Source organism: Halomonas sp. 141 (assembly GCF_002810305.1).
In the GTDB taxonomy this organism is placed as follows: Bacteria; Pseudomonadota; Gammaproteobacteria; order Pseudomonadales; family Halomonadaceae; genus Vreelandella; species Vreelandella stevensii.
Map to the genome: position 1 here is coordinate 1 of NZ_PINZ01000030.1, position 11,440 is coordinate 11,440.

The following is an 11,440-nucleotide window of genomic DNA, read 5'->3' on the forward strand; positions in this document are numbered from 1 at the left end:
CCGCCCGCTGATCACCCAGCTGCGCACCTGGCTCGACAAGTCGCTGACCCAGGTGCTGCCGAAGAGCGCACTGGGCAAGGCGCTGCACTACCTGGAGGGCCAGTGGCAGCGCCTGACCCGCTTCCTCGATGACGGGTTGATCCCGCTGGACAACAACCCGGCCGAGAACGCCATTCGCCCCTTCGTCGTCGGCCGCAATTATCCTCGGCTCTCAGTTATGGAAGGGTGTGGTCTTTGAGTGCTCTGAAAGATGGTCAGGATAGATGCTGATTTGCTCGGCAGTTGATGCACTTAGCAGCATCTACCCTGTGTTGCTTGAATGTTGGTGGTCCCTATAAATCCTGCATAATTAGAGACTCTGTAAAAACGCCAACACGCTGTCCGATGGCTGGTACCGCGGCAATGCCTGGGAAGGCGCCTGGATGCTTTTCAATGCCCGATCCTTCATCGCCAGATCTGCTTCGACATATTTGTGAGTGGTCTCCGGGCTTTCATGCCCGAGCCATAGCGCAATGACGGTGATATCAACACCGGCTTGCAACATATGCATGGCAATGGAATGTCGAATCAGATGCGGAAATACTCGTCGTTTGGCCAGTTCGGGATATTGCGCAGCGACTGCTCTGACCGCAAGCTTCAAGCGTTCAGTCACACCTATGCGCGTCAGAGTGGTGCCTGATCGACTTGGAAACAGCGGTTGATCAGGCTGGCGAGGATAGGCTCTTAACCAGCGTTTAAGCTGCGCGGCCGTCTCAGGCCACAAGGGTGTCGACCGTTCCTTGCGTCCTTTGCCGCGAATACGCACGGAAGCGCTGGGGCCAAGCACCAGATCTTCTAGCCGCATTCCGATCAGTTCGGAGACGCGAGCGCCGGTATTGTAAAGTGTTGCTAACATCACCCGATCCCGCTGTCCCGTCCAGGTATTGCGATCCGGTGCGTCAAGAATCGCTGCCATGTGTTCACGCGAAAGGAACCCAATCAGTTGCTGTTCAAAACGCTTCATGGGGATGGCGAGCACGGACTGCGCGGTGGCAAGGGCCGAAGGCTCCTGAAAGGACACGTACTCCATGAACGACCGGATCGCCGCAAATCGTGCGTTACGGCTGCGAACCGAGTTGTGGCGCTCCTCTTCGAGGTAGTGAAGGAAATCCAGAACGAGCGTGGCGTTCAGATCGTCCATCGTAAGTTCGCTGGGATGTTTTCCAAGACGCCGATGGGCAAATGTCAGCAGCAACCGAAAGGTATCTCGATAGGCTGATACGGTATTCGGACTGGCCTGGCGCTGCTGCATCAAGCGCTGCACAAAAAACTGCTGTAGCAAGCACGGAAAAGTTACCGGCACCGAGGTACTCATAAGCCACCTCCTTGAAATTGTTCCAGGCGTTGAGCTGCCCGGGCCAGCAACTCGGGCGTTGCGGTGAGATACCAGTAAGTGTCGGTGATCTTGGCATGACCGAGGTAGGTAGATAGCGCCAGGATATGGCAGTCGATGTCGAGGCCCTGCGCATACCAGCGCTCAAGGTTACGGCAGGCAAAGGTGTGGCGAAGATCATAAATACGCGGTGCCGGGTGACCGCCTCGGGAGCGCCAATGCAACCATTGTCGCAATAGTTTGAATGCATATTCCAGGCCCTGCGTGGTCGCGGGTCGGCCGTAGTCAAAGAGGAAGAAAGCCTCGGTAGTAGCCGCAAAAGGATCTCGATCTCGTTGCTGTACGTAGCGCTGCAAAGCCTGTGTCGTGGTGGAGTGCAGCGGTACCCAACGTGACTTGCCGAACTTGGTGTTCTGGATATGCAGCAAACTGCGATCGAGATCGACATCTGGGCGTTGCAAGCCGGTGGCCTCCGATGTCCGCAGTCCCGTCGAAGCAATCAGTCCAAAGAGCGTGGCGCAACAGATCCCCCGCAAGCCGCCGGGCGGGTGTAGATCGGCACAGGCCACGAGCAGCGCACGGATCTCGGCGTCAGTAAAAACATGTGGCGTCAGACGACGGTGAGCGGGTCCAAAGCGCCCACGGGGCGGAATCTCAGTGGCCGGATCGAACTGTTGGCAATAGCGGGCGAAGGGGCGCAAGAGTTCCATTCGGCGGGCAGCGGTGAGCGGACCTGGTCGGCCTGAGGCGCAAGCCCACTGTTCAGCCAGCTGCATGGTCAGAGCTCCCCCAGGCGAGATATGATCAGCGAACCGCGCGAACCGCGCCAGTTGTTCGCCCTCGATCTTTAATGCAAAGCCGGCCTGTCGGCGGTAATCCAGATAGGCGTCGACCCGAGCGGTAAATGTCACAGGAGTGCTCATGACAACCTCCCCGGCCACGGTAGAGCCACCTGAGCCAACGCCTCAAGATCGACTTTGGCATAGATTGTGGTGGTATCCAGACTGCGATGGCGCAGCAGGTCGGCAATCTCCTTGAACCGGGCGCCGCCCTGCACCAGTCGACCGGCCAGGGTATGCCGCAGAATGTGAGTCCCGCGAATACAGTGTTCGAGTCCACAGCGCTTCGCCGCATAACGAATGGCGTTGCGCACGATATCCGGATCAGCTGCCGCATTGAGGGGTGGCCGGTGCCGAACGAACAGCTCTCGGCGCGTGGTTTTCGGTCGACCATCCAGCAAGTACTCGGCGATAGCATGCCCAGTGACATCGGGCAGAGGCAACACATCGGTGCGTTTGCCCTTACTGCGAATGATCAGTGTTCCGGTCCGCCAATCCACATCGTCCAAGCACAGACGAGCCACTTCTGTTCGACGCAAGCCCAGATCGAGCAGGCAACGCGCGATTGCGTAATCGCGCTTGCCAGTGGCCTGGTAGCGATCGAAGGCACCGAGTAGCTGATCTATCTCTGCGTTGGACAGAACCTGCGGCAGTCCAGCCAGCCGCCACTGCGCGATCCGAGGCAGAGCGGCGATCAACGCGGAGGTCTGCTCGCCCTGACTGGCCCGGAACGCGAAGTAACAGCGCAACGAAGTGGTGGCGGTAAGTATCGACGCCGGAGCCCAGTCCGCCGTGTAATGGGCGATAAAACGGATTACATCCGACAGTCCGAGCCGCTTCAGGTGCACCGGCCCGGAGCTAAAACAGTAGATGAGAAAATCGCGCAAATGACGTAACCGGACTGAACGCGTGGTTGGTGCCAGTCCTCGTACCTCAGTAAGATGGCGGTCGAAATCCTCAAGTTCTGTTGCGATAGGAGCGGAAACCGGGGAACTATCCGCCTGGATACCATGCCCCTTAGCACAGAGCATCGCAAACAGATGCCCAAGCGCAGCGTGCATCTCGCGAGGTGCGCGTCGGCACCGGACGGCACATCGACAAACCGGCAGGTGCTCATCCATAAAGCGGTTAACCAGCGCTTCATCGATATCGCCAAGACCGACTTGTTGCGTCCTGCACCAATGGGCGAAATGCGCGACGCTGCTGAAATATCCCTGGATCGTACCAACCGCGTAACCGCGCTCGATTAGGAACTGAACATAAGCATCTTCATTATTACTGAGCGGCGAATCGGCAAACCACTGATGCGCCAGTGCATACAACGAATGAGTAGACTCAAACATGGTGGCTCTCCTTCCTGATGAGGGGGAGCTAAAACAACACCACCAGTAATTATGGAAGGCAAATCATCACTGCCAATGGCACGAGGCAGCGGTAAGAAAGCGATCTTGAAGGGACTATCTCAGAAACTTTCCATAACTGAGGGTTGAGGATAATTGCGGTTATGGAAGTGTTTCCATAACCGCAAGAACTGGCTGTTCAGCCACACACCGAGCGGTGCCCAGGCCAGCGCGGCCATCTACAGCCTGATCGAGACGGCCAAGGCCAACGGCCTCTCACCCTACGAGTACCTGCAGTTCGTGTTCGAGACCCTGCCAACTCTCGGTGAGGATGACGACCTCGGCACGCTGCTGCCCTGGTGCTGGAAAGACACTCTACCGGTCTAACTCAGGCCGCAACAGGTGGGGTTGGTGGAGCGTTTACGGAAGACCAGGGCGAACATGAGCTCTATTACTTTGATGAATCAGGCTTTTCACAATCATCGTCGGTGCCATACGCGTGGAGCCCCATTGGTAAACCCTACGAAGTACCCGCCCACTCACATAGCCGAAGGCTGAACGTACTGGGATTTCTCAGCCGAGCAGGGAAGCTGATCTATCACACCGCCACCGAGTCCGTGACCACCGATACGGTCATCGACGCGTTTGACCATTTTGTAGCCCAGAAAGACCCCGACACCTTCGCCGTGGTGGTGCTCGACAATGCCAGCATGCATCGCTCCAAGGCCTTCAGGCGGAAAATACTCGAGTGGATGTCGCATCGTGTTCATCTGGTCTACTTATCGGCTTACTCGCCGGAGCTGAATCTGATTGAGATTCTGTGGCGGCAGATGAAGTATGCATGGCTGCCGCTGAGTGCGTATCTTTCGTTTGATAACCTCTGTGATGAGGTACACCGGCTACTCGATGGCTATGGCACTGAATGCGCGATTAATTTTGAATAGGCACTTACTTTAGATTAGGTACTTAAATCGCACATCAGCATGGCTTTTCCCGCTTCTTCGTCAGTAATCAACTGCGCCTGATAGGGGCCGCTATCATGGTTCACCAGGGAATAATCAACGCTTGAAAGCCTTTCCTGCACGTCGGCAATAGGCGCTGAAAACTCAACCAAAAGCACGCTAATGCCGTTTGAGTTTCCAAGATAAAAAACGAAGCTTTCAACTGGCAGGCCATAGTACTCACCATTTTTTGCTGCTAAACGGTAGCCGCTATAATCTGGATTCCGCTCAAAGAGATCTATCTCCCCGAGACCTTCTTTATATGTAGCAGGCAGAACTATTTCATTAACGTCTGGGTAGTACGAATCCCCTGAATAGGTAACTAGGTTTCTGCGTAAATCGACCCACTCTTCAGACTGGCCACAGCCCTCTTCCCACGACTCAAGCAGGGGTGTCCAATCAACTGTTGAGCCTGCCGCAGTGCCGCCGTAAAAAAGCGCGCACCCTAGGACTGTTGCGAGCAGTGGTTTATAAGTACGTTTCATTCGGTTCCCTTTTTTAAATTTATATTTAATCGAACAAACTTGCAGGCACGGTGTCGGGGGCACCTAGTTCAAGCCATTGCGTATGTTTTTCTGTGTAGAAATTACGTAATTTATTTCCATGCCACCAATGATCAACAGCACTATTTCCTAAATCAAAGGTGATCGCACCCGCCGCTTCAGCTACGGATAACACGGAGTTTTTTGAAACGCCACAGCTCCTCCCAGCTAAACTTGTATACTTCTGGCTCAAATTTGCATCAACAGAAGTAACTTGGGGTTGGCCACCGGATACAATCCAAGCTTTTCCATGCTCGCCGTAAACGCTTCCACCAAAACGTACAAACAGATCAGCGAAGTGCAGGTACTTTGTTTCAGCGTCACAAGAAGCCGTATGAATATTAATTCCCGCACTTCTTGCCAAGCGCTCCATCAGCTCTTCGTTGCCGCTATCAATCACCGTAAAGTAACTAATGAACTCCATAGGATCGACAGGCTCAGCACGAAAGCTATTGAGCAGAATTTGCTGTGTTCTTTCATCCCCTCTTAGGACAGCATCGTAAAAGCCCATATACAGTGTCGAGAAGGGCATTTCGATTCTAAATGGCGGCTCACCTTGGCTGACTTGCATCGGGCGACACTCACTATCGAGTAAGCGTAGATTGTCACCGATCACTTCCCTCGCATTTGGCGTCAGGTTTAAAAATGTTGCCACGGTTAACTGCAAAGGCTCAGACGTGCCTGCCTGCCGTTCATCGATATAGTCAGCAAATGAATAGAGCCGCTCATCGTCCTGGCAGGCAGTCTGGGCGAATGCACTGGCGGGCAGTGAAAACAGTGATATTACCCCGGCGGCAAATAGGGTCTTAAGATACATTTACTGGCACTCCTGTGGCCGGATAGTGACGCGGCGAGTTACGTTAAAGTAGGGATTAACGGGATCTTCGATAGCGGTTGATTCAGCCAATTGATAGCCATCACCCTCTTGCTGGACGACTGGCCGCCAACTGCCCCGGCTTGAAATACCTTCTTCTCTGTAAAAGGCTTCCACCATTTCCCAGGCAATGTTTTTATCAACCACAATGTTGGCATTAGGCTCGGCCTGCTCACCTTGGCACTCGTTGGTATTTTCAACGTAGATACCCTGGCTAAACACATTGTCGTATATCAACCAAAACGCGTTTTCTTCCATCACGTTGCCTAAGCTGCCGACAAACATGCGCGCGACTTGTTGAATAGTGTTGACGTTCTGGCCTAGTAACCGATAGTGGTCGCCATCTAATAGATAAAATGCCCAGAACCAACGCGCATCAATCGCCGCTGCTTTGGTACCGCGCAAAAATTCCATGTGCGCACTTAACTCTGGTGTTTGCCTTAACTTAGAAAGCAAGATGTCGAGATACTCTTCAAAGGGCAGTACCGGATGGCCAATTAGCTCCCCATCAAAGTAATAGACAGGGTTACATTCCATGCTCGCGATCACCATATTGCGCGCTAACAGCGTTTGAACGTTCTCCCCGGCAAATAGAAAAGTACGTAACGTCACCTGGAGAGGGTCCATATCGTCGCCATTGGCTAATGCCTGCAAGGTCCCCCGGGGGTCTTCCTGTAAGCGAATATCATCGCCGTATTGGCAACCATATTGGGCACTTTCCTGAGCAATGTAATAGTGCCAGGCTTGCTTTTGCTCTTCCGTTAATGCTGATTGTGCGAAGGGCTCGACCACCAAATCGTTAGCATGCGCAGCAGAGAGTGTTGTAACTCCGACCGCGATGGCTCCTGCCCATGTCAGCGCTTTTTTCATGATCATTCATGGTTCCTTGTCACTATCACGTCTAGCGTTTGGCCCGCCGCACTGGCGGGCAATTGTCCCGCTCCAAAAACGCCATAGCGTAATTCGTGAGTTTGTGAAAAGGTGGATACGTCGGTATTGGTATGGCTGTGATGAACCACTAGCCAGTCTCCCGGTGTCAGCACACCTTGAATGCCCTCTAACGCAGCTTCCGATAGCGTTAAGGCTTGAGGACGATAGCCAACCCCCCTGGCGCGCTCACGCAGGCGCTGAACGTCTGCCAAGCTCATACGACGAAGCTGGCTGTCTCCTTCTGCTTGGGGCTCACCATACTCAGGCCCGAAATAAGCAAGGCCATACTGACGTTCATGCCGCGCAAAACAGCTAAGTACCTGTGGCGTACTGGCGGCAGCGGTAAAGCGATGGGCCCCTAGCACATCAGCAATTTGGTCGGCCTCACGACGTACTGCATGACAATTAACTTCGCCCAAGAGCGTAGGTTGGAAATGCACCCATAACGCGATGCCAACTTCATTTCGCTGGATAACACGAGCAAAATCAGTTGCAAGAGGAATACTAACGGGGCGTTTCGCAATCGCGTCGCTACCACAGTCGCCATGCCTGGCGGCTCGCCACTGAAGACTATTTACTCGACTAATATCCATCGCTCTTGAGAAATTGGTAAGGCAGGTACCTTCGCCAGTGATCACCGGAGAACGATGGATCGCCCAGTTGCCGTCACTGAGCTGCTGGACATCAATAAGTGCCGCGTGATGGGGCATGTTTTCATGCAGTGTGGCTAGTTGGCTTTCTAGCGGCGTTGAGACGTCTAGATGCATCACACCTAACGGCCTCCCGTTCTCTGGCAACGCCACATGAGTGCTGTTGTCTTCGGCGGCAGAGGGAGAATAGGGAGAGAGAGAATAAGGAGAAGCCGATGGCTCAGCTGGGCTCTCCACCGCAGCTTGTTCAACAGAGCCCGATGTTGTTGCTTCACTTTCAAGACGCTCTATCGCGTTGGAATGCCCGCTTACCAATGGAGGCGCAAGGTAAGCAGCGAAGCGCCCTAACGAATAGATCACTGGCTGGGTGTGGATTACCCAGGTGGCAAATAACGCGCCCCCTGTGGTCATTGAGCGCTGAAATTCTTCGTTAAAATAACGGTACGTTGGGGTTTGCGTCACCGCCGCACTACTCAACATAGGCACCGTTACAACAATCACCAACCCACCCACTTTGATCGCGTGGGGTAACCAGCGATGTCTGGAACCCATGAGAACAGGAATACTTGCGGCCAAACCAATCGCATTCACTAACGCAAAAAACAGTGAAAAGCCCATCGCAATCGGTGGCACAATAAGTGCTCGAACGTACTGTTTACCCTCTTCTTCTCTAGGCTGACCATTCGCGAGCAGTTGAGCGTCATCATATAACCGCTGACGCTCCGCTTCGGCATACGCTAAATAGTGCGGTAACAGCACCTGGTCTCTGAACTGCTCTGGCGTCAGGTCTAACGTGATGACCATCTGCTCATCACGCGGTTGTAACGCCTCGTGTAGTTGATCCTGAATTGGCTGAGAGGCAATAAAAGCGTCGGCATTCAAATCAAGTGGTAGCGATGCGCCTAAATGTTGCTGCATGGACTGATCTGCTTGCTCGCCTATCTCGTGAGACTGCTCTGCAATAATCGCCTCAAGAAATCCCTCCCGGTCATTCGCGCGCCAATCACTGGGTAGCTCAATACCCTGCGCCAGCATTGCTTGCCTTACCTGAGCAGCAACGTCATCACTCGCCACGAAGTGTTCGTAAGAAGCAGGCGCACCTAAAACGGTGGCTAGCTTCCCATTCAAATGCTCGTAAGAGAGGTCTTCACAGCGCTGAACGGTTCGCTGCTCAGTAACGAAACGATTGCCACGACGGACATTTTGGGTCACTACTTCGGGGGCATAGCACCAATCTGTAGGGGCAATATAGTGCCCTAAATTGTCGACTACTTCTTTACGATAAATCTCTTCAACTCGAACAATACATTCATTTCTAAAACGGCCACTTTCACACTGCTGTCGGGCATTAAAATAGGTTGCCAAACTGCGCTGTAGTGTCAGCACTTGGCGAGTGAAAGCCTCTTCGCTTCCTTCTACTTGGTTATTTCGCCATTGGCTTAATAGGTCTTCTTGCACATCTAGCCACGCTTGCTCAGCGTAGCTGGAGATCTCTTGCTGGGCCGCCCAATAATTATCCGAAATCGTTTTATACGCGTCCCATGCACCACGAGTAGACTCTTGTAGCGTTTCATAGCCTTGGTAGCTTTCAGGTAGCTCCTTACTTGCTTCATTTGTCGCTACTTGATGGATAATACGCTCTGCCTCTGCCTTGAGATCATCAACAAAGGCGGGAGAGACAAACGTCATCAGCCCTAATACTGAAAGAAAGCTGCGCGTATGAGGTGAATCGAGATCCTCTTCATCAAACGCGATGCCTTCCAATTGCAGCGAGTTCGTGGCAAGCCCTCGTTTCATCAGCAGAAGATGCTGAGCATCCATACGCTGCTCAGCAGAAGTACGATCAATCAAAACATCAACTAAGATGCGCTGGCCAAAAAACATGACAGGGAAGCCAATGGCAATCGCCAGCGTCACCTGCTTTATAAACAACTTGGTTGGCTTATTTTTTAATGTGACCAGGCGTAGTAGCAGCAAGCTAAGTCCGATACCCGACAGTATCCGTCCCTCTAGCTCTAACGCTCTAATGTCGCCGCTCGATAAGCGGGCCACCGATGCATCTACCAGGCGGCTGTTAAACGCTAGTTCATAAGCTAAATAGGCAATATTGAGTGTGAAGAGCAGCCAAAGCCAAGCCCTCCCATTTTTTAAGTAATGACGCATTATTCTCTTTGTTCGCTTGGTATCGTGATAATGACGGGGGCTGTTCGAGGCGCTGTTACCACTGTCGTTCCGCTACCTGTTTTTAATTGGCCACGCTCTGGCAGCGTTACAACGATAGCACTGCCTTCAAGCGATACCAGGGCGCCCGCTTGATTCAAATAAGCGCCCTGCTGAATAAAAAAGGCCTGTTCTTCATCAACGCCACGGGCAGCATCATCAGGCAGAACGGTGCCTTCGATGACTAAGGGGTTGAGAGGTGTTGCGCTTTGCGAGGAAAGACAATCAGCTTCATCACGACATAACAGCCGTGCAGCAAAATCATCCAAGCTATCGGCATAAACTGGCTGGCTATAGCTTTGAACGCAGGAAAAACTGGCTAATATGCCGAAAATGGCGGCTGTATTTCGGCATGAAAACACACTCACTCCCGCTATCGAGTTTTTTTAAACGTTATTTATAATCACAGCCCCGGAACCTGTCAACCTGATTCGGACAGCTTGTTAAAAATTAATGTCGATTTCGTCGCGGTGTCGCTTGCCACCGGCAGGGTCGGGAAGTTCACCACGCTGTAGGGTGCCGGGTCGTCGTCATCGGGCTGTAACGGATTGATCGAGACGCTGGCCGGCGGCATCGCCACTTTGGGGCGCCCGCGCATGAACCGCTCGGGATGCGCCTCGAAGCTGTCATCGAGCGCTCGCTGGCGGATCTCTGCAATCTCGCGGTATCGGCCAGTGAAGACCTGCTCTGGCGTGAAGCCAGCCAGCCCGCTGTGATGGTGCTGCAGGTTGTACCAGTCGACGTAGGCGCTGTACCACTGCCGGGCATGGACGATGCTCTCGAAGCGCCCGGGATAGTCGGGCTGGTACTTGCTGGTCTTGAACTGGCTTTCGCTGAACGGGTTGTCATTACTCACCCTCGGGCGGCTGTGGCTGCACGTCACCCCCAGCTCCCCCATGAGGTCCAGGTAGCTGCGTGCGATCATCGGCGAGCCTCGATCCTGATGGAGCGTCAGCGCGCCATGCGGGATGCCGTAGCGATCCACCGCCTCCTGGAAGAGCTGCCGAGCCAAGGCGGCATTCTCCTTGTGGGAGACCATCCAGGCCACGATGAAGCGGCTGTAGAGATCCAGCACCACGTAGAGATTGAGGTAGACGCCGCGTCGCCGCGTGGACAATTTGCTGATGTCCCATGTCCAGGCCTCATTGGCGGCCCTTGCCGTAATACGTGGCACGGCATGGTGTTGGGGCGCACGCTGAGGACGGCGGTCACCGCTCTCCTTGGCCGCACGCAACTGCCGGTACCACGTGCTGAGCGAGCCGAGATAGATCCCTTGCTGCAGCAGGTCGTGGTAGATCTCATATACCGGCTGATCCCGGTAGGGCTCGCTATGCGCGATCTCCAGCATTTGCGCTCGCTCCTCGGCCGACAGGGCTCTGGGCTGCGGACAGTGCCGGCGTGACGTCGTGGCCTCGGTAGAAGGCTCATCGCGACGCTTTCGCCAGGCGTACACCGTGCTGCGGTTGATGCCCAGGGCTCGACAGGCCATGGCCATTGGAAGGTGCGCCGGGCGCTCTTCGAGTACCGTGATCATGGTTCGCTCCCATTGTTCAGGCGATCGAGCATCGATAAGGCTTTTTTTTGGAGCGGCAGGCAGTCTTCGGCGGTCGAGAGCCGTTGCTGAAGACGGGCATTCTCTCGCTCTAGTGTGGCGCAACGACGCCGGAGTAGG

General features: G+C 54.1%; 9 protein-coding genes and 3 pseudogenes. 3 read left to right on the forward strand and 9 right to left on the reverse strand.

Annotated elements, in window-relative coordinates; all coding sequences use genetic code 11:
* A pseudogene (locus CWI66_RS12485) lies at nucleotides 1-196 on the forward strand (IS66 family transposase); the annotation flags it as partial.
* A gap of 153 nt (nucleotides 197-349) precedes the next feature.
* Here the strand turns inward: CWI66_RS12485 and CWI66_RS12490 are convergent.
* Genes CWI66_RS12490 through CWI66_RS12500 form a run of 3 tightly spaced genes read right to left on the reverse strand, consistent with a single transcriptional unit; the run spans nucleotide 350 to nucleotide 3,554 of the window.
* Nucleotides 350-1,354, reverse strand: coding sequence for a site-specific integrase (locus CWI66_RS12490; protein WP_081193853.1), 1,005 nt, complete (start codon nucleotides 1,352-1,354; stop codon nucleotides 350-352).
* On the reverse strand, nucleotides 1,351-2,295 hold the full coding sequence (locus tag CWI66_RS12495) for a tyrosine-type recombinase/integrase (protein WP_081194004.1): 945 nt from the start codon (nucleotides 2,293-2,295) through the stop codon (nucleotides 1,351-1,353). Before CWI66_RS12495 ends, CWI66_RS12490 begins: the two co-directional genes overlap by 4 nt.
* Complete coding sequence (locus tag CWI66_RS12500; protein ID WP_081193851.1) at nucleotides 2,292-3,554, reverse strand: site-specific integrase; 1,263 nt, start codon at nucleotides 3,552-3,554, stop codon at nucleotides 2,292-2,294. Before CWI66_RS12500 ends, CWI66_RS12495 begins: the two co-directional genes overlap by 4 nt.
* A gap of 180 nt (nucleotides 3,555-3,734) precedes the next feature.
* Between CWI66_RS12500 and CWI66_RS12505 the strand changes: the two are divergent.
* Both CWI66_RS12505 and CWI66_RS12510 read left to right on the forward strand, forming a co-directional pair.
* A pseudogene (locus tag CWI66_RS12505) lies at nucleotides 3,735-3,938 on the forward strand (transposase domain-containing protein); the annotation flags it as partial.
* 38 nt (nucleotides 3,939-3,976) lie between these two features.
* A pseudogene (locus tag CWI66_RS12510) lies at nucleotides 3,977-4,495 on the forward strand (IS630 family transposase); the annotation flags it as partial.
* A 14-nt stretch (nucleotides 4,496-4,509) separates the two neighbouring features.
* On the opposite strand, the gene CWI66_RS12515 reads toward CWI66_RS12510, so the two are convergent.
* Genes CWI66_RS12515 through CWI66_RS12535 form a run of 6 tightly spaced genes read right to left on the reverse strand, consistent with a single transcriptional unit; the run spans nucleotide 4,510 to nucleotide 11,302 of the window.
* Nucleotides 4,510-5,037 (reverse strand): hypothetical protein, encoded by a 528-nt coding sequence (locus tag CWI66_RS12515; RefSeq protein WP_100731854.1) that lies wholly within the window; start codon nucleotides 5,035-5,037, stop codon nucleotides 4,510-4,512.
* Between the two features lie 25 nt (nucleotides 5,038-5,062).
* Nucleotides 5,063-5,911, reverse strand: a complete 849-nt coding sequence (locus tag CWI66_RS12520; protein ID WP_100731855.1) for a hypothetical protein — start codon at nucleotides 5,909-5,911, stop codon at nucleotides 5,063-5,065.
* Nucleotides 5,912-6,844: a hypothetical protein gene (locus tag CWI66_RS12525; RefSeq protein ID WP_100731856.1), complete on the reverse strand. Its 933-nt coding sequence runs from the start codon at nucleotides 6,842-6,844 to the stop codon at nucleotides 5,912-5,914. It lies immediately after the preceding gene.
* The gene (locus CWI66_RS12530; protein ID WP_100731857.1) at nucleotides 6,841-9,711 is read right to left on the reverse strand and encodes a hypothetical protein; all 2,871 of its coding nucleotides are present in this window, start codon (nucleotides 9,709-9,711) and stop codon (nucleotides 6,841-6,843) included. The genes CWI66_RS12525 and CWI66_RS12530 overlap by 4 nt, the downstream gene beginning before the upstream one ends.
* Nucleotides 9,711-10,130 carry a hypothetical protein gene (locus CWI66_RS18045; RefSeq protein WP_157808972.1) on the reverse strand — a complete coding sequence of 140 codons (420 nt, stop codon included), beginning with the start codon at nucleotides 10,128-10,130 and terminating at the stop codon, nucleotides 9,711-9,713. Before CWI66_RS18045 ends, CWI66_RS12530 begins: the two co-directional genes overlap by 1 nt.
* A gap of 59 nt (nucleotides 10,131-10,189) precedes the next feature.
* A complete protein-coding gene (locus tag CWI66_RS12535; protein WP_157808973.1) occupies nucleotides 10,190-11,302 on the reverse strand; it encodes an IS3 family transposase in 1,113 nt (370 codons plus the stop codon).
* Between the last annotated feature and the right edge of the window lie 138 nt (nucleotides 11,303-11,440).